The following is a 17,237-nucleotide window of genomic DNA, read 5'->3' on the forward strand; positions in this document are numbered from 1 at the left end:
CCAGATTTGCGCTTATGTTAGGCCATCGCCGGAACACTATAGTCATACAATAAGAGAATCGATCATGTCTGAGAAGAAACCCACCCTGCGCTCCGCCCAATGGTTTGGCACGGCCGACAAGAACGGCTTCATGTACCGCAGCTGGATGAAGAATCAGGGCATCGCCGACCACCAGTTTCATGGCAAGCCGATCATCGGCATCTGCAACACCTGGTCGGAACTGACCCCATGCAACGCGCACTTCCGCCAGATCGCGGAGCACGTCAAACGCGGGGTGATCGAGGCCGGTGGCTTCCCGGTGGAGTTCCCGGTGTTCTCCAACGGTGAATCCAACCTGCGCCCGACCGCCATGCTCACCCGCAACCTGGCGAGCATGGACGTTGAAGAAGCGATTCGCGGCAACCCGATCGACGGCGTGGTGCTGCTGACTGGTTGCGACAAAACCACTCCGGCGCTGTTGATGGGTGCGGCCAGTTGTGACGTGCCGGCCATCGTCGTCACCGGCGGGCCGATGCTCAACGGCAAGCACAAGGGCAAGGACATCGGTTCCGGCACCGTGGTCTGGCAGCTCAGCGAACAGGTCAAGGCTGGCACCATCACCATTGATGATTTCCTCGCGGCCGAGGGCGGCATGTCGCGTTCGGCGGGCACCTGCAACACCATGGGCACCGCGTCGACCATGGCGTGCATGGCCGAAGCACTGGGCACTTCCCTACCGCACAACGCGGCGATTCCAGCGGTCGATGCGCGGCGTTATGTGTTGGCGCACATGTCCGGCATGCGTGCGGTGGAGATGGTTCGTGAGGACCTGAAACTGTCGAAAATCCTGACCAAGGAAGCCTTCGAAAACGCCATTCGTGTCAACGCCGCCATCGGTGGCTCGACCAACGCTGTGATTCACTTGAAAGCCATCGCCGGGCGCATTGGCGTCGAGCTGGATCTGGACGACTGGACGCGCATCGGTCGCGGCATGCCGACCATCGTCGATCTGCAACCGTCCGGGCGTTTCCTGATGGAAGAGTTCTACTACGCCGGCGGCCTGCCAGCGGTGCTGCGTCGTCTCGGTGAAGCCAATCTGATTCCGCATCCGAATGCCCTGACCGTCAACGGCAAGTCCATCGGCGAGAACACCAAAGACGCGCCTATTTATGGCGAAGACGAAGTGATCCGCACGCTCGACAATCCGATCCGTGCTGACGGCGGCATTTGTGTGCTGCGCGGTAATCTGGCGCCGCTGGGTGCGGTGCTCAAGCCTTCTGCCGCCACGGCGGAACTGATGCAACATCGTGGCCGTGCGGTGGTGTTCGAGAACTTCGACATGTACAAGGCGCGGATCAACGACCCGGAGCTGGATGTGGATGCCAACTCGATTCTGGTGATGAAGAACTGCGGGCCGAAGGGTTATCCGGGCATGGCTGAAGTCGGCAACATGGGCCTGCCGGCCAAGCTGTTGGCGCAAGGCGTGACCGACATGGTGCGCATTTCCGATGCGCGGATGAGCGGCACGGCTTACGGCACTGTGGTTTTGCACGTGGCCCCGGAGGCGGCAGCCGGTGGGCCGTTGGCCACGGTAAAGGAAGGCGACTGGATTGAGCTGGATTGCGCCACTGGCCGTTTGCATCTGGACATTCCAGATGCCGAACTGGCGGCGCGCATGGCCGATCTGCAACCACCGCAGCAATTGCTGGTGGGCGGTTATCGTCAGCTCTACATCGAGCATGTGTTGCAGGCAGATCAGGGCTGCGACTTTGACTTCCTGGTGGGTTGCCGTGGGGCTGAAGTGCCGCGTCATTCCCATTAAGCACGCCGCCCCTCCCTGTGGGAGCGAGCTTGCTCGCGAAAGCGGTGGGTCAGTCAAGCATATGGCGACTGACACGCCCTCTTCGCGAGCAAGCTCGCTCCCACAGTTGTCTTTACCCACCTCAAGAATGTGCCGTGCCTGCTATGATGCGCGGCATCTCCATCGCTCAGGATCGCGCCGTTCCCCATGGATTACCGTAAACCTTCCGACCGCAAAAGCATGCACTCGCGCATCGTCCAGGAACTGGGCATGCAGATCGTCTCCGGACGCTTTTTGCCCGATGACAAACTGCCCGCCGAAGCGTTGTTGTGCGAGGAGTACGCGGTAAGCCGGCCGGTATTGCGCGAAGCCACGCGGGTGTTGGTGGCCAAGGGTCTGGTGTATTCGAAACCGCGGGTCGGCACGGTGGTCAAGGCGCGCCGCGAATGGCACATGCTCGACCCGGATGTGCTGCACTGGCTGATGCAAAGCAGCCCGCAGAACGAATTTTTCAACGTGCTGACCAGCGTGCGCAGCATCATCGAACCCGCCGCTGCCGCCCTCGCCGCCCAACACGCGACCGCTGCCGACATTGCCGCCATCGGCGAGGCTTATCAACGCATGGAAGCGGCGCCGACACCGGAAGCACTGCTGCAACCGGACCTGGACTTTCACAGCCGGATTGCCGATGCGACGCACAATGATTTGTTGGCGAACCTGTGCAATATGCTGTCGGTGGCGATTGCCGAGGCGCTGAAGCATTCGAATCAGCGGCCGAATCTGCATGAGCTGGCGTTGCCGAGGCATAAGGCGATTTTGACGGCTATTGAAAATCGGGACGCGTTGGGTGCACGGCATGCGACGTTGGTGCAGCTGGATGATGCGCGCAGTGCGTTGAGTGTTGTGTTGGGTGCTGAGCTTTCTTAAGGCTTGAGATCGCTTGCCCTCACCCTAGCCCTCTCCCAGAGGTAGAGGGGACTGATTGGGGGATATTTGAGATCTACACCGACTTGAACGATTTGCTGTGAATCCATAATCGACTGGACACCTCAAGTCGAACGATTTGCTGTGAATCCATAATCGACTGGACACCTCAGGTCGAACGATTTGCTGTGAATCCATAATCGACTGGGCATCTCAGGTCGAACGATTTGTTTTGAATCCATAATTGACTGGGCATCTCAAGTCGAACGATTTGCTGTGAATCCATAATCGACTGGGCATCTCAAGTCGAACGATTTGCTGTGAATCCATAATCGACTGGGCATCTCAGGTCGAACGATTTGCTGTGAATCCATAATCGACTGGGCATCTCAGGTCGAACGATTTGTTTTGAATCCATAATCGACTCGGTATTTCAGGTCGATGTCTCTAGCCGCACAACTCGGTCAGTCCCCTCTCCCCCCGGGAGAGGGCTAGGGTGAGGGGCTCTTGATCCTGCCCCACAAAAAAAGCCGCAACCCTAAGGTTGCGGCTTTGTCGTTTCAGCCCTTCAGATCAATGCGCAAACAGCGAATTGCCCTTCTGCCCCGCCAGCTTCTCTGGCTTGATCAGGAACTTCGCCAGTGCTGGCAGCAGCCACAGCGCACCGAACATGTTCCACAGCAGCATGAAGGTCAGCATCAGGCCCATGTCTGCCTGGAACTTGATCGCCGAGAAGATCCAGGTGCACACGCCGATGGCCAGGCACAGACCGGTGAACAGCACCGCTTTACCGGTGGATTTCAGGGTCTGGTAGTAGGCTTCCTGCAACGGCAGACCAGCACGCAAGAAACTTTCCAGACGGCTGTAGATGTAGATCCCGTAATCGACGCCGATACCCACGCCCAGCGCCACCACCGGCAGCGTCGCCACTTTCACACCGATGCCCATGAACGCCATCAGCGCGTTGCCGAGTACCGAAGTCAGCACCAGCGGCAGCACGATGCACAAGGTCGCCGCCCACGAGCGGAAGGTGATCATGCACATCACCGCCACGCAGATGTACACGAGGATCAGGATGGTCAGCTCAGCCTGTTTGATGACTTCGTTGGTGGCCGCCTCAATGCCGGCGTTACCCGCTGCGAGGATGAATTCCAGACCGTCCTTGTTGTTCTCCTTGGCGAACTCCTGCACCGCAAGCACCGCACGATCAAGGGTTTCCGCCTTGTGATCGTTGAGGAACACCAGCACTGGCGCCAGTGAGCAACTGTTGTTGTACAAGCCATCAGCGCGGGCAATCGAGTTGTTCAGCACGTCCGGGTTGCGCGACAGGGTTTCCCATTTCAGGTTGCCCTCGTTCATGCCCTTGATCATCTGCTTGGATACCGTCACCAGCGAGATCGCCGACTGCACGCCCTCGGTGTTCTGCATCTTCCACATCAGTTCATCGATCGGCGCCATGGCTTCAATGCGTGAGCAGCCTTCAGCTTTGGTCTTGACCATCACCACCAGTACGTCGGAACTGGTCGAGTAGTTGCTGATGATGAAGTTGTTGTCCTTGTTGTAGCGCGAATCAGGACGCAACTCCGGCGCGCCCTGGTCGAGGTCACCGATTTTCAGGTTCTGGCTGTACCAGAGGCCGCCGCCGAAGGCGACCAGCGCCAGAGCTACGGAGATCGGTGCAACTTTCGGGCTGGCGAAGTTCGACAGCAGGCGCCAGAACGGATGTTCGCGGTTAGCATCCTTCTTGCTCTTGTCGATAGCACGCTTGCTGATGCCGACATACGAAATGGCGACCGGCAACAGGATGAGGTTAGTGAACACAATCACCGCCACGCCGATGGACGCGCCGATGGCCAGTTCACGGATCACGCCGATGTCGATGATCAGCAGCGTGATGAAACCCACCGCATCCGCGAGAATCGCGATCATCCCCGGCAGGAACAGCTGCCGGAACGTGCGTCGCGCAGCGGTCAGCGCGTTGTCCGCCTCACTGGATTGCAGAGCAATACCGTTGATCTTCTGTACGCCATGCGAGATGCCGATGGCGAAAATCAGGAACGGCACCAGCATCGAATACGGATCGAGCCCGAAGCCGAAGAAGTGCATCAAACCGAGTTGCCAGACCACCGCCACCAGCGTCGTGCTCAACACCGCGATGGTGCTGCGCACGCAGTTGGTGAACCACAACAGCAGGATCAGGGTAATGACGAAGGCGATGCCAAAGAACAGCACCACCATCACCAGACCGTCGATCAGGTCGCCGACCTTCTTGGCGAAACCGACGATGTGGATCTTGATGTTCGGGTTCTGCGCTTCGAACTTGTTGCGGATCTTGTCTTCGAGCTCATGGGAGAACTTGCGGTAATCCAGCGCCAGCAACTTGCCCTGATCCTGCGGGTCCGGATAGGACTCCAGCAACGGAATGTCGACGATGCTCGACTTGAAGTCGTTGGCCACCAGACGGCCGACCTGACCGGACTTGAGCACGTTGTTGCGCAGCAGATCGAGGCTGTCCTGCGAGCCGTTGTAGCTCTGCGGAATCACTTCACCGCCGGCGAAACCCTCTTCGGTCACTTCGGTCCAGCGTACGCTCGGGCTCCACAGCGACTTCAGGCCGGAGCGGTCAACGCCGGAGATGTAGAACACCTCGTCGTTGATCTGGCGCAGCGTCTCCATGTACTCCTTGGAGAAGATGTCGCCATCGGTAGCTTCCACCGAAATCCGCACGGTGTTGCCCAGGTTCGCCAGATCGTTGCGGTGTTCCATCATCTTCTCGATGAACGGATGCTGCAGCGGGATCATTTTTTCGAAACTGGTGGAAGGCCGGATCAACGTGGCCTGCCAGAACAGGAAAATGCTCACCACCAGGCAGATCAGGATCACTGCCGGGCGGTTGTTGAAAATCAGGCGTTCGAGGAACGTCGCCTTGTCCTGGTTATGAGTGTTCAAGGAAGTCATAGCCCCGCCTTCTTATTATTGATCTCGGCGCCGTTCGGCAGCGTGATGTGGACGCCGCCCTGCCCGCTCAGAATCAGGTTGCCGTTGCCAGCGGCAGTGACCGACGACAGGGAAATGCGGTCCGCGCGGTTGAACACACTGAACGTTTCGCCGTTGTCGCTGCTGCTGATCACCGAACCGCCGTTGCCGACGATGACGATGGAGCCGTCGTCGAGCAAGGTCGCGCCGGACAGACCGAATTCCAGCGAACCACGCGCGGCCTTCAATTCGACCTGCTCCCAGGTGCTGCCGAAATCGCTGGAGCGGTAGAGGTTGCCACGCAAGCCGTAAGCCAGCAGCGTCTGCGCCTGCGCCGTGCCGATCACGCCGAACAACGAGCCTTCGTACGGGCCTTCGAGTTTTTCCCAGGTCAGGCCCCAGTCGGCGGAGCGGAACATGCTGCCCGACTCACCGACAATAAACAGCCCGGCGTCCTTCACTGCGGCCACGGCGTTGAGGTGGAACTGGTCTTCGTTGTCGAGGCGATCGCTGACGTCTTCCCAGTTCTTGCCGCCATCGGTGGTTTCCAGCAGCGCGCCATAAGCGCCCACGGCGAAGCCGCTGTTGGCGTCCTTGAACCAGACGTCGAGCAGCGGCGATTCACGTTTGAGGTCTTCGAATTGTTTGGTCCAGGTCAGACCGCCGTCCTCGCTGGCAAGGATCTGCGCGTCGTGTCCGACCGCCCAGCCGTGCTTGTCGTCGACGAAGTACACGGCGGTCAGCAATTGACGACTCGGCACCTTGGCCTGAGTCCAGGTCTTGCCTTGGTCATCGGAATAGAGAATGTGCCCGCGATCCCCGACCGCCACCAACCGGGCTCCGGCGTGGACGACGTCAAGAATGAGGCTTTTTGTAGCCTTGGCGGATGCGGTGGCATAGACCACATCGGCTGGGGCCTGGGCGGCAGTCACAGGTGCCGACAACATGGCAAAGCCCAGCAGAGAGAGTGCTGTGGCCAGCAACGCGGTGTTGCGTAACGCCGGCGGGCGGCAACGACTCATAGACTTTCCCCTATTTATTATTGTTAGGCCATTTGGCCTTCAAGGGCGCCGCAAGGGTGTTCGAGCGATCGCTGGTCAGAAGCATAGTCCTGAAACCCGCAATCCAGAGCCCCTTCGGAAGCTGGCTCATCCTATCGGGCTTTGGAAACGTCTGACAATCGGCGCCACGTTATCTTTTGTTAACCGCTGGGGAACCCGTACTGCATGTAAATTCCATTGTGGGAGCGAGCTTGCTCGCGAAGGCGCCGGATCAGCCACCTTCTTTATTGGCTGAACCGCCGCTTTCGCGAGCAAGCTCGCTCCCACAGGGGTCGGTGGCGTAATGGGGATTTGCCGCAGTGGCTGAATGCACGGCCATTCGCCGGATGGATGATTCAAAACTCGTGTGGGGGACTTGCACGACAGGTATTATGGTATACCATCAGACGCACAGACACTCTCAATCCCTCAACGGAGCAGCCCATGAGTTTCGAAATTCGCAAGATCGTCAGCTATGTCGAAGAAACCTTCATCGAAGGCGGCAAAGCCACCGACAAACCAGTGACCATGGTCGGCCTCGCCGTGGTGATGAAAAACCCTTGGGTGGGCAACGGCTTTGTTGAAGACCTCAAGCCGCAGATCCGCGCCAACTGCTCCGACCTCGGCGCGCTGATGGTTGAGCGTCTGGTCGGCATCATTGGCGGCGCTGACAAAATCGAGGCTTACGGTAAAGCGGCAGTGGTCGGCGCTGATGGCGAGATCGAACACGCCTCCGCCGTGATCCACACCCTGCGCTTCGGCAACCACTACCGCGAAGCGGTCCAGGCCAAGAGCTACCTGAGCTTCACCAACAAGCGCGGCGGCCCGGGCACCTCGATTCAGATCCCGATGATGCACAAGGACGACGAAGGCCAGCGTTCGCACTACATCACCCTGGAAATGCAGATCGAAGACGCGCCGCGTGCCGACGAAATCGTCGTCGTGCTGGGTTGTGCGGACGGTGGCCGCCTGCACCCGCGCATCGGCAACCGCTACATCGATCTGGAAGAACTGGCCGCCGAAAAAGCCCAGTCATCACAATAAAAAGGTATTGCAGGAGCGCTCCATGATTCGGCTCATCGCTGAACTCACCCCTGCTGGCACCAGTTACCTGGCGACCGGCCAAGGCCAGCCCGTGGTTTTGATCCACGGCGTGGGCCTGAACAAAGAAATGTGGGGCGGCCAGATTGTCGGCCTCGCCAGCCAATATCAGGTGATCGCCTACGACATGCTCGGCCACGGCGCCAGTCCGCGACCGGCCAGTGGCACCAACCTGCTCGGTTACGCCGACCAGTTGCTGGAGCTGCTCGATCACCTGAACTTGCCTCAGGCAGCGGTGATCGGTTTCTCCATGGGTGGTCTGGTGGCGCGGGCGTTTGCCCTGCATTACCCGCAGCGCCTGCAAAGCCTGGTGGTGCTCAACAGTGTGTTCAACCGCAGCGAAGAACAGCGTGCCGGCGTCATCGCGCGCACTGCGCAAGCCGCCGAACACGGCCCGGATGCCAATGCCGAAGCAGCCCTGTCGCGCTGGTTCAGCCGTGAATATCAAGCGGCCAACCCGGCGCAGATCGCCGCGTTGCGTCAAACCTTGGCGAACAACGATCCGCAGGGTTACCTGACCACTTACGAGCTGTTCGCCACACAAGACATGTATCGCGCCGAAGACCTGGGCAGCATTCAGGCACCGACGCTGATCGCCACCGGTGAACTCGACCCGGGTTCGACCCCGGAAATGGCCGAGCAACTGGCCCGGCACATTCCCGGGGCGAAGGTTGCCGTGCTGCCTGAGCAACGGCATATGATGCCGGTAGAGTCGCCGCGTCTGGTTAACCAGACACTGCTGGAATTTCTCGAATTCGCACACTCCCGACAAAATCAAATAAAGGGGATCGTTGCATGACGCTCGCACGCTTCCAGATGTGCATCGCCGGAGAATGGGTCGACGCCCTCTCCGGCAAGACTTTCGAAAGCCTCAACCCGGCCACCGCACAAGCCTGGGCCGAACTGCCCGACGCCGATGAAGCGGATGTCGAGCGCGCCGTGCAATCCGCGCAAAGCGCTTTCGACAGCCCAGCGTGGCGTGGACTGACCGCCACCGCGCGCGGCAAATTGCTGCGTCGCCTCGGTGACTTGATTGCCGAAAACAAGGAACACCTGGCGCAACTGGAAAGCCGCGACAACGGCAAACTGATCCGCGAAACCCGTGGTCAGGTCAGTTATCTGCCAGAGTTTTTCCACTACACCGCAGGCCTGGCCGACAAGCTCGAAGGCGGCACCCTGCCGCTGGATAAGCCAGACCTGTTTGCCTACACGGTGCACGAAGCGATGGGTGTGGTCGCCGCGATCATTCCTTGGAACAGCCCGCTGTACCTGACCGCAATCAAACTGGCCCCGGCCCTCGCCGCCGGCAACACCATTGTGATCAAGCCGTCCGAACACGCGTCGGCGACCATTCTAGAGTTGGCGCGTCTGGCCCTCGAAGCCGGGATCCCGCCGGGCGTGGTCAACGTCGTCACCGGTTACGGTCCGAGCACCGGCGCCGCCCTCACCCGTCACCCGCTGATCCGCAAGATCGCCTTCACCGGCGGCGCGGCCACGGCGCGGCATGTGGTGCGCAGCAGCGCCGAGAACTTTGCCAAGCTGTCACTGGAACTGGGCGGCAAGTCGCCGAACATCATCTTCGCCGACGCCGATCTGGACAGCGCGATCAACGGCGCGATTGCCGGGATCTACGCGGCGTCCGGTCAGAGTTGTGTGTCCGGTTCGCGACTGTTGGTGCAGGACGAAATCTACGATGAATTCGTCAACAGACTGGTCGAGCGCGCCCAACGCATCCGCATCGGCAACCCACAGGAAGACAGCAGCGAAATGGGCCCGATGGCCACCGCGCAGCAGCTCGCAGTGGTTGAAGGTCTGGTCGCTGATGCCATCGCCGAAGGTGCGATTTTGCGTACTGGTGGCAAGCGCCCTACGGGTCTCGGTGACGGCTGGTTCTACGAACCGACGCTGTTCGAGTGCGACAGCAATTCAATGAAGATCATGCAGGAAGAAGTCTTCGGCCCTGTGGCGTCGGTCATTCGCTTCAAAGATGAAGCGCAAGCGCTAGCGATTGCCAACGACTCACAGTTCGGCCTCGCCGCCGGCATCTGGACTCGCGACTTGGGCCGCGCCCATCGGCTGGCCCGGGACGTGCGCTCGGGGATCATCTGGGTCAACACCTACCGCGCGGTATCGGCAATGGCACCGATCGGCGGCTTCAAGAACAGTGGCTATGGACGCGAAAGCGGCATCGATTCGGTGCTGGCCTACACCGAACTGAAAACGGTGTGGATCAATCTCTCTCAGGCGCCAATGCCTGATCCGTTTGTGATGCGCTAGGAGTCCTGCGACATGATCGAACCCGGCATTTATAAAGACGTGATGAGCTCGTTCCCGTCCGGCGTCACGGTGGTCACCACCGTCGACCCGGACGGCGGCATCGTCGGCATCACCGCCAGCGCTTTCAGTGCGCTGTCGATTGACCCGGCGCTGGTGCTGTTCTGCCCCAACTACGCCTCCGACACCTACCCGATTTTGCGCGACAGCAAGCGCTTCGCCATTCATCTGCTCTCCGCCGAGCAGACCGCCGAGGCCTACGCTTTTGCCGGAAAAGGCAAGGACAAGGCCAAAGGCATCGAGTGGCATTTAAGCGAACTGGGCAACCCGATTTTGGCCAAGGCTACGGCGATCATCGAGTGTGAGTTGTGGCGTGAATACGATGGTGGCGATCACGCGATCATCGTTGGCGCGGTGAAGAATCTGATCCTGCCGGCGCAACCGGTGACGCCGATGATCTATCACAAGGGCAAGTTGGGCGCCCTGCCTACCCTGACCTGAACTACAAAATTCACACAAATCCCAATGTTTGACTGATTCCTTGTGGTGAGGGGATTTATCCCCGACCGGCTGCGCAGCAGTCGTAAAACCATTGCACGCGGTATGTCTGGCAAATCGCGGTTGCTGGTTATGGGGGTGCTTCGCACCCCGTCGGGGATAAATCCCCTCACCACAGAGCCCATTCCAACAGGGGCGACTGTGGTGTGAGGAGGAATGATGAGTAATGAGAAATACGAAAAAGGCTTGAAGATCCGCACTCAGGTATTGGGCGAAGCCTACGTCCAGCGGTCCATCGACAACGCCGACGACTTCACCCGCCCCTTGCAGGAAATGGTCACCGAATACTGCTGGGGCCATGTCTGGGGTCGCGAGGGCTTATCGCTCAAGGAACGCAGCATGATCAACCTGGCGATGATCTCGGCGCTCAACCGCCCGCACGAACTCAAGCTGCATGTGCGTGGCGCCTTGCGTAACGGCCTGAGTCGTGAGCAAATACGCGAAATTCTGCTTCAAGTCGGCATTTATTGCGGCGTCCCGGCGGCCGTGGACAGTTTCCGGCTGGCCCGTGAAGCCTTCGCCGAAGCCGACGCCGAGGCCTCAAGTTAACCCCTCGGTTGTTTTGATGCCCGTCTGGCATGGACAGCCAACATAAAGAGCGGACCCCATGAAACGCCTGCCACTCGACGACAGCTTCAAGGTCAATCGCAACCCCATCACCCTGCGCGAAATCGTGCTGGATAAACTGCGAAGCGCCATCATGAACTTCCAGCTTCTGCCGGGAGACCGTCTGGTCGAACGCGATCTGTGCGATCGCCTGGGCGTCAGCCGCACGTCGGTGCGCGAAGCCTTGCGTCACCTCGAATCCGAAGGCCTGGTGGAATTCGCCGATGCCAAAGGCCCGCGCGTCGCCATCATCACCCTCGCCGATGCCGTCGATATCTACGAACTGCGTTGCGTGCTTGAAGGCTTGATCGTGCAGCTGTTCACCCTGCGCGCCAAAGCCAAGGACATCAAAGCCCTGGAAAAAGCCCTCGATGAGAACCGCAAGGCGCTCAAGGACGGCGAACTGCAACAAGTGATCGACTCGGTGCAGGGTTTCTACGACGTGCTGCTAGAAGGCTCGGGCAACCATGTCGCGGCCACGCAATTGCGTCAGTTGCAGGCACGCATCAGCTACCTGCGCGCGACGTCGGTATCTCAGGAAAACCGTCGCGGCGCGAGCAATCAGGAAATGGAAAAAATGGTCGAAGCAATCAAGAGCGGCGATCCGCTGCTGGCGCATCAGGCTTGCGTCGATCACGTTCGCGCTGCCGCTGCCGTTGCTCTGGACTACCTCAAGCGCAAGCAGGAAGAAACCGGTGTCGCCGTCAAAGGCACGCCACCGATCACCCTGCCCATCCCGCTTAAAGAACCACGCATAGGTCACTGACATGTTCAGCCCGAGCTTTTGCCCAAAGTGCGGTGGCCCTGACCTCGGTCAGCAGGTACCGCCGGGCGATACGCACGAGCGCCTGATGTGCCGCGGTTGCGGCTTCATCCACTACGTCAATCCGAAGATCATTGCCGGCTGCATCATTGAGCAGGACGGCAAATACCTCTTGTGCCAACGGGCGATTCCCCCGCGCCCGGGCACCTGGACGCTGCCCGCCGGTTTCATGGAAAGCGGAGAGACCACCGAGCAAGCCGCGTTGCGTGAAGTCTGGGAAGAAAGCGGCGTGCGCGCGGAAATCCTCTCGCCCTACTCGATTTTCAGCGTGCCGAAGATCAGCGAGGTGTACATCATCTTCCGCGCCATTGCGCTGGAGATCACCGGCCAGTTCGGCCCGGAAACCCTCGACTATAAATTCTTCGCTCCGGAAGATATTCCGTGGGAGCAGATCTATTACCCGGCGATCCGGCAGATCCTCGAACGCTATATCGAGGAACGCCAGGCCGGGGTTTATGGCATCTACGTAGGTAATGACGACAGCGGTAAGATCCACTTTATCCGTTAAAAAATGCCTATCCCCCGTGGGAGCGAGCTTGCTCGCAAATGCGGTGGGACATTCAACATGTGTATCAACTGACACGACGCCTTCGCGAGCAAGCTCGCTCCCACAGGGGTTTAGTGGTGTTGCTTAAATTGGGGCCACGCCCTCGACGATGATGATTTCCGCCTTCGCCCATTCCTCGCGGTAACTTTTCGCCTCTTGATACTCCGCCGATCGGTAGCACGCCAACGCTTGTTCGTAGCTCTCAAACTCGATCACTACGCTGCGCTGCGGCGCCTTGCGTCCTTCCATCGCCTCGCTACGCCCGCCTCGAGCCAGAAACCTTCCGCCAAAATCCGCGAATGCCTTCGGGGCGCGCTGGGTGTATTGGCTGTAGTGGTCGGGATCGGCAATGTCTACGTGAGCAATCCAGTACGCCTTCATAGTGACCTCTTTGCTTATTATGTATTATGGTATACCAATAATATTTCCAACAAACACTGAGAGTCCAGCATGGCCTTCAACAGCATCGAAGAAATCATCGCAGATTATCGCCTCGGCAAAATGGTCTTGCTGGTCGACGACGAAGACCGCGAAAACGAAGGCGACCTGTTGCTGGCCGCCGACTGTTGCACGCCCGAGGCGATCAGCTTCATGGCCCGTGAAGCACGCGGCCTGATCTGCCTGACGTTGACCGACGAACACTGCAAGCGACTAGGTCTGGAGCAGATGGTGCCGAGCAATGGCAGCGTGTTCAGCACCGCGTTTACCGTGTCGATTGAAGCGGCGGTTGGCGTGACCACCGGTATTTCTGCGGCGGATCGCGCCTGCACGGTTGCCGCTGCCGTGGCCAAACACGCCCGTGCCGAATACCTGGTGCAGCCCGGCCACATCTTCCCGCTGCGCGCCAAGGAAGGTGGCGTGCTGACCCGCGCTGGCCACACCGAGGCCGGTTGCGATCTGGCCAGACTGGCCGGTTTTACTCCTGCCTCGGTGATCGTCGAAGTGATGAACGACGACGGCACCATGGCCCGCCGCCCGGATCTGGAAGTGTTTGCACGCAAGCACGGGATCAAGATCGGCACCATCGCCGACCTGATCCACTACCGATTAAGCACCGAGCACACCATCGAACGCATTGGCGAACGCGAGCTGCCGACAGTGCATGGCACATTCCGCCTGATCACGTTTGAAGACCGTATCGAGGGCGGCGTGCACATGGCGATGGTCATGGGTGATTTGCGCCGCGAGCAACCGACGCTGGTGCGCGTGCATGTGATCGATCCGCTGCGTGATCTGGTCGGTGCCGATTACAGCGGGCCGAGCAACTGGACGCTGTGGGCGGCGCTGCAACGGGTGGCGGCTGAAGGACATGGGGTTGTCGTGGTGCTGGCCAATCATGAGTCGTCGCAGGCGTTGCTGGAGCGGGTGCCGCAACTGACGCAACCGCCACGGCAGTTCAGTCGGTCGCAATCGCGGATTTACTCGGAGGTCGGGACTGGCGCGCAGATTCTGCAGAATCTTGGGGTTGGCAAACTGCGGCATCTCGGCCCGCCACTGAAATATGCGGGGTTGACCGGGTATGACCTGGAGGTGGTGGAAAGCATCCCGTTCACTCAATAACCCACAGAAGTTGGTGATTCCCTCGCCACAATTTCATCCATGGCCATCCTGAGTGGAGGGCACGAAAAGCCAATCCAACAGATAACCGGTCAGGCAAAATGCTTGCACAAAGCTTGGAATACCATAATATGATATTCCATAGACCGGACACTCCCACGGACGTCCATCTACTGCTCCCGACAGGCGGGCAATAACGCAAGCCCGCTCAAAAACACAACAATGAGGGCGTGAAAATGGTGTTGAACAAAGCTGCAACCGCAATCTTCTTTGCGGGACTGCTCAGCGTCACCGGCCAGGCTGCAATGGCCGCCGAGAGCGTGAATTTTGTCAGTTGGGGCGGAAGCACCCAGGAGGCGCAAAAACAGGCCTGGGCGGATCCGTTCAGCAAGGCCAGCGGCATCACCGTTGTGCAGGATGGCCCGACCGACTACGGCAAACTCAAGGCCATGGTTGAAAGCGGCAACGTGCAATGGGACGTGGTCGATGTCGAAGCCGATTTTGCCCTGCGCGCTGCGGCCGAAGGCCTGCTCGAACCCCTCGATTTCAACGTCATCCAGCGCGACAAGATCGACCCACGTTTTGTCAGCGATCACGGCGTCGGCTCGTTCTTCTTCTCCTTCGTGCTCGGCTACAACGAGAGCAAACTCGGTGCCAACAAGCCGCAGGACTGGAGCGCCCTGTTCGACACCAAAACCTTCCCCGGCAAACGCGCCCTCTACAAATGGCCAAGCCCCGGAGTGCTCGAACTGGCCTTGCTCGCCGATGGCGTAGCCGCCGACAAGCTCTACCCGCTGGATCTGGATCGCGCCTTCAAGAAACTCGACACCATCAAGAAAAACATCGTCTGGTGGGGTGGCGGCGCGCAGTCGCAGCAACTGCTGGCGTCCGGTGAAGCGAGCATGGGCCAGTTCTGGAACGGCCGCATCCACGCCCTGCAAGAAGACGGCGCCCCGGTTGGCGTGAGCTGGAAACAGAACCTGGTCATGGCCGACATTCTGGTCATTCCCAAAGGCTCGAAAAATAAGGACGCGGCGATGAAGTTTTTGGCCGCCGCCAGCAGCGCCAAGGGCCAGGCCGACTTCTCCAACCTGACCGCCTACGCCCCGGTCAACCTCGACAGTGTGGAGCGTCTGGATTCGACGCTGGCTCCCAACCTGCCGACTGCCTACGCTAAGGATCAGATCACTCTTGATTTCGCGTACTGGGCCAAGAACGGTCCGGCCATCGCGACACGGTGGAACGAATGGCTGGTCAAATGAAAATGACGGCCACTGCGTCCCGTCCCTCCACTGCCACCGGGAGCGCTGCCGGCTCGGCCGAAGGAAAAAAGGCGATTGCGATGCCGCAAGTCGAGTCCCTCAAGCAACGCTGGCGCGGTGCCGGCAACCTCCTCCCGGCGCTGCTGTTCCTTGGCCTGTTCTTTCTCGCGCCGCTGATTGGTCTGTTGCTGCGCGGCGTGCTGGAACCTGTGCCTGGCCTTGGCAACTATGAACAGCTGTTCGCCAACTCGGCGTACGCCCGAGTGTTGCTCAACACCTTTTCGGTGGCCGGGCTGGTGACCGTGTTCAGTCTGCTGCTGGGCTTTCCGCTGGCCTGGGCGATCACCTTGGTGCCGCGCGGCTGGGGTCGCTGGATTCTCAATATCGTGCTGCTGTCGATGTGGACCAGCCTGCTCGCTCGCACCTATTCGTGGCTGGTTCTGCTGCAAGCTTCCGGGGTGATCAACAAGGCCTTGATGGCGATGGGCATCATCGATCAGCCGCTGGAAATGGTGCACAACCTGACCGGAGTGGTGATCGGCATGAGCTACATCATGATCCCGTTCATCGTGCTGCCGTTGCAGGCGACCATGCAGGCCATCGACCCGATGATCCTGCAGGCCGGCTCGATCTGCGGCGCCAGCCCATGGACCAACTTCTTTCGGGTGTTCCTGCCGCTGTGCCGGCCGGGTCTGGCCTCGGGTGGCTTGATGGTGTTCGTGATGTCGCTCGGTTACTACGTCACCCCGGCGCTGCTGGGTGGGGCACAGAACATGATGCTGCCGGAGTTCATCATTCAGCAGGTGCAATCGTTCCTCAATTGGGGCCTGGCCAGTGCCGGCGCCGCGTTGCTGATCGCGATCACGCTGGTGCTGTTCTACTTCTACCTGAAGCTTCAACCGGAATCCCCGGTTGGCGCCAGTAACGCGAGGTAAGCCGACATGCTCCTGACTCCCAATGCGATGAGCCGCCGCATGCGTTTCGGCCTCTACGCCACCACCGGGCTGATCGGCCTGTTCCTGCTGTTGCCGATCGTCTTCATCGTCCTGCTGTCGTTCGGTTCATCACAGTGGCTGGTGTTCCCGCCACCCGGCTGGACGCTGAAATGGTACGGCCAGTTCTTCTCCAACCCGGACTGGATGAACGCCGCTGTGGCCAGCCTCAAGGTCGCGGTACTGACGACGATCTGCGCCGTGGCCCTCGGTTTGCCGACGGCGTTCGCGCTGGTGCGCGGGCGGTTTCCCGGCCGGGAAATGCTCTACGGTCTGTTCACTCTGCCAATGATCGTACCGTTGGTGATCATTGCCGTGGCGGTGTACGCGCTGTTTCTCAAGCTCGGATACACCGGGACGATGTTCGCCTTCGTGGTCAGTCATGTGATCGTCGCGCTGCCGTTCACCATCATCTCGATCATTAACTCGCTGAAGCTGTTCGATCAGTCGATTGAAGACGCAGCGGTGATCTGCGGCGCCTCACGCCTGCAAGCGGTGTTCAAGGTGACGTTCCCGGCGATTCGTCCGGGCATGGTCGCCGGCGCCCTCTTCGCCTTCCTGGTTTCGTGGGACGAAGTGGTGCTCAGCGTGATGATGGCCAGCCCGACCCTGCAAACCCGTCCCGTGAAAATGTGGACCACCCTGCGTCAAGACCTGACTCCGGTGATCGCCGTCGCTTCGACGCTGCTGATCGGCCTGTCGGTATTGGTCATGGTGATCGCCGCATCCATGCTCAGGCGCAAAGAAATCAGCTCCTTAGCGCACAGTAGTTTGAGATTATTGTATTGATTATATTT

At 59.7% G+C, this 17,237-nt stretch carries 16 protein-coding genes; 13 read left to right on the forward strand and 3 right to left on the reverse strand.

Going from position 1 to position 17,237, the window contains the following annotated elements; translation table 11 throughout:
* Positions 1-64 precede the first annotated feature (64 nt).
* Positions 65-1,801, forward strand: a complete 1,737-nt coding sequence (locus tag ACIQVE_RS05175) for an IlvD/Edd family dehydratase (protein ID WP_402805174.1) — start codon at positions 65-67, stop codon at positions 1,799-1,801.
* A gap of 186 nt (positions 1,802-1,987) precedes the next feature.
* Positions 1,988-2,707 (forward strand): FadR/GntR family transcriptional regulator, encoded by a 720-nt coding sequence (locus ACIQVE_RS05180; RefSeq protein ID WP_402805176.1) that lies wholly within the window; start codon positions 1,988-1,990, stop codon positions 2,705-2,707.
* 570 nt (positions 2,708-3,277) lie between these two features.
* On the opposite strand, the gene ACIQVE_RS05185 is transcribed toward ACIQVE_RS05180, so the two are convergent.
* Together ACIQVE_RS05185 and ACIQVE_RS05190 are read right to left on the reverse strand one after the other, a co-directional pair.
* Positions 3,278-5,662, reverse strand: coding sequence for an RND family transporter (locus ACIQVE_RS05185; RefSeq protein WP_402805178.1), 2,385 nt, complete (start codon positions 5,660-5,662; stop codon positions 3,278-3,280).
* Positions 5,659-6,702, reverse strand: coding sequence for a WD40/YVTN/BNR-like repeat-containing protein (locus ACIQVE_RS05190; RefSeq protein WP_402805180.1), 1,044 nt, complete (start codon positions 6,700-6,702; stop codon positions 5,659-5,661). The genes ACIQVE_RS05185 and ACIQVE_RS05190 overlap by 4 nt, the downstream gene beginning before the upstream one ends.
* Positions 6,703-7,164: 462 nt before the next feature.
* On the opposite strand from ACIQVE_RS05190, the gene ACIQVE_RS05195 reads away from it, so the two are divergent.
* From ACIQVE_RS05195 to ACIQVE_RS05225, 7 genes are all read left to right on the forward strand, one after another.
* Positions 7,165-7,764, forward strand: coding sequence for an amino acid synthesis family protein (locus tag ACIQVE_RS05195; protein WP_402805183.1), 600 nt, complete (start codon positions 7,165-7,167; stop codon positions 7,762-7,764).
* A 22-nt stretch (positions 7,765-7,786) separates the two neighbouring features.
* Positions 7,787-8,620 (forward strand): alpha/beta fold hydrolase, encoded by an 834-nt coding sequence (locus tag ACIQVE_RS05200; protein ID WP_402805186.1) that lies wholly within the window; start codon positions 7,787-7,789, stop codon positions 8,618-8,620.
* The gene (locus ACIQVE_RS05205; protein WP_402805188.1) at positions 8,617-10,098 is read left to right on the forward strand and encodes an aldehyde dehydrogenase; all 1,482 of its coding nucleotides are present in this window, start codon (positions 8,617-8,619) and stop codon (positions 10,096-10,098) included. Before ACIQVE_RS05200 ends, ACIQVE_RS05205 begins: the two co-directional genes overlap by 4 nt.
* 12 nt (positions 10,099-10,110) lie before the next feature.
* On the forward strand, positions 10,111-10,596 hold the full coding sequence (locus ACIQVE_RS05210) for a flavin reductase family protein (protein WP_402805191.1): 486 nt from the start codon (positions 10,111-10,113) through the stop codon (positions 10,594-10,596).
* Positions 10,597-10,812: 216 nt separating this feature from the next.
* Positions 10,813-11,202: a carboxymuconolactone decarboxylase family protein gene (locus ACIQVE_RS05215; RefSeq protein ID WP_027613073.1), complete on the forward strand. Its 390-nt coding sequence runs from the start codon at positions 10,813-10,815 to the stop codon at positions 11,200-11,202.
* A 58-nt stretch (positions 11,203-11,260) separates the two neighbouring features.
* A complete protein-coding gene (locus ACIQVE_RS05220; protein WP_402805195.1) occupies positions 11,261-12,025 on the forward strand; it encodes a GntR family transcriptional regulator in 765 nt (254 codons plus the stop codon).
* A gap of 1 nt (position 12,026) precedes the next feature.
* The gene (locus tag ACIQVE_RS05225) at positions 12,027-12,590 is read left to right on the forward strand and encodes an NUDIX hydrolase (protein WP_150592145.1); all 564 of its coding nucleotides are present in this window, start codon (positions 12,027-12,029) and stop codon (positions 12,588-12,590) included.
* A gap of 123 nt (positions 12,591-12,713) precedes the next feature.
* Here ACIQVE_RS05225 and ACIQVE_RS05230 read toward each other — a convergent pair whose 3' ends face one another.
* Positions 12,714-13,010 carry a DUF1330 domain-containing protein gene (locus ACIQVE_RS05230; protein WP_402805198.1) on the reverse strand — a complete coding sequence of 99 codons (297 nt, stop codon included), beginning with the start codon at positions 13,008-13,010 and terminating at the stop codon, positions 12,714-12,716.
* Positions 13,011-13,079: 69 nt separating this feature from the next.
* Between ACIQVE_RS05230 and ribBA the strand changes: the two genes are divergently transcribed.
* The 4 genes from ribBA to ACIQVE_RS05250 all read left to right on the forward strand — a co-directional run bounded on the left by ribBA (position 13,080) and on the right by ACIQVE_RS05250 (position 17,229).
* Positions 13,080-14,189, forward strand: a complete 1,110-nt coding sequence (gene ribBA / locus ACIQVE_RS05235) for a bifunctional 3,4-dihydroxy-2-butanone-4-phosphate synthase/GTP cyclohydrolase II (protein ID WP_402805200.1) — start codon at positions 13,080-13,082, stop codon at positions 14,187-14,189.
* A 233-nt stretch (positions 14,190-14,422) separates the two neighbouring features.
* Positions 14,423-15,448 carry an ABC transporter substrate-binding protein gene (locus tag ACIQVE_RS05240; RefSeq protein WP_402805203.1) on the forward strand — a complete coding sequence of 342 codons (1,026 nt, stop codon included), beginning with the start codon at positions 14,423-14,425 and terminating at the stop codon, positions 15,446-15,448.
* Positions 15,445-16,383 (forward strand): ABC transporter permease, encoded by a 939-nt coding sequence (locus tag ACIQVE_RS05245; protein WP_402805221.1) that lies wholly within the window; start codon positions 15,445-15,447, stop codon positions 16,381-16,383. Before ACIQVE_RS05240 ends, ACIQVE_RS05245 begins: the two co-directional genes overlap by 4 nt.
* 6 nt (positions 16,384-16,389) lie before the next feature.
* Positions 16,390-17,229 (forward strand): ABC transporter permease, encoded by an 840-nt coding sequence (locus ACIQVE_RS05250; protein WP_402805205.1) that lies wholly within the window; start codon positions 16,390-16,392, stop codon positions 17,227-17,229.
* Positions 17,230-17,237: the final 8 nt, after the last annotated feature.

The sequence above is a fragment of the Pseudomonas sp. NPDC098747 genome, from assembly GCF_044760045.1.
Classification (GTDB): domain Bacteria; phylum Pseudomonadota; class Gammaproteobacteria; order Pseudomonadales; family Pseudomonadaceae; genus Aquipseudomonas.

What these genes read in the sequence shown, in the direction of transcription:
- ACIQVE_RS05215 (WP_027613073.1), top strand. Translation starts at nt 10,813, where the DNA reads ATGAGTAATGAGAAATACGAAAAAGGCTTGAAGATCCGCACTCAGGTA.
- ACIQVE_RS05190 (WP_402805180.1), bottom strand. Translation starts at nt 6,702, where the DNA reads ATGAGTCGTTGCCGCCCGCCGGCGTTACGCAACACCGCGTTGCTGGCC.
- ACIQVE_RS05220 (WP_402805195.1), top strand. Translation starts at nt 11,261, where the DNA reads ATGAAACGCCTGCCACTCGACGACAGCTTCAAGGTCAATCGCAACCCC.
- ACIQVE_RS05210 (WP_402805191.1), top strand. Translation starts at nt 10,111, where the DNA reads ATGATCGAACCCGGCATTTATAAAGACGTGATGAGCTCGTTCCCGTCC.
- ACIQVE_RS05200 (WP_402805186.1), top strand. Translation starts at nt 7,787, where the DNA reads ATGATTCGGCTCATCGCTGAACTCACCCCTGCTGGCACCAGTTACCTG.
- ACIQVE_RS05240 (WP_402805203.1), top strand. Translation starts at nt 14,423, where the DNA reads ATGGTGTTGAACAAAGCTGCAACCGCAATCTTCTTTGCGGGACTGCTC.
- ACIQVE_RS05250 (WP_402805205.1), top strand. Translation starts at nt 16,390, where the DNA reads ATGCTCCTGACTCCCAATGCGATGAGCCGCCGCATGCGTTTCGGCCTC.
- ribBA (WP_402805200.1), top strand. Translation starts at nt 13,080, where the DNA reads ATGGCCTTCAACAGCATCGAAGAAATCATCGCAGATTATCGCCTCGGC.
- ACIQVE_RS05245 (WP_402805221.1), top strand. Translation starts at nt 15,445, where the DNA reads ATGAAAATGACGGCCACTGCGTCCCGTCCCTCCACTGCCACCGGGAGC.
- ACIQVE_RS05225 (WP_150592145.1), top strand. Translation starts at nt 12,027, where the DNA reads ATGTTCAGCCCGAGCTTTTGCCCAAAGTGCGGTGGCCCTGACCTCGGT.
- ACIQVE_RS05195 (WP_402805183.1), top strand. Translation starts at nt 7,165, where the DNA reads ATGAGTTTCGAAATTCGCAAGATCGTCAGCTATGTCGAAGAAACCTTC.
- ACIQVE_RS05180 (WP_402805176.1), top strand. Translation starts at nt 1,988, where the DNA reads ATGGATTACCGTAAACCTTCCGACCGCAAAAGCATGCACTCGCGCATC.
- ACIQVE_RS05230 (WP_402805198.1), bottom strand. Translation starts at nt 13,010, where the DNA reads ATGAAGGCGTACTGGATTGCTCACGTAGACATTGCCGATCCCGACCAC.
- ACIQVE_RS05205 (WP_402805188.1), top strand. Translation starts at nt 8,617, where the DNA reads ATGACGCTCGCACGCTTCCAGATGTGCATCGCCGGAGAATGGGTCGAC.
- ACIQVE_RS05185 (WP_402805178.1), bottom strand. Translation starts at nt 5,662, where the DNA reads ATGACTTCCTTGAACACTCATAACCAGGACAAGGCGACGTTCCTCGAA.
- ACIQVE_RS05175 (WP_402805174.1), top strand. Translation starts at nt 65, where the DNA reads ATGTCTGAGAAGAAACCCACCCTGCGCTCCGCCCAATGGTTTGGCACG.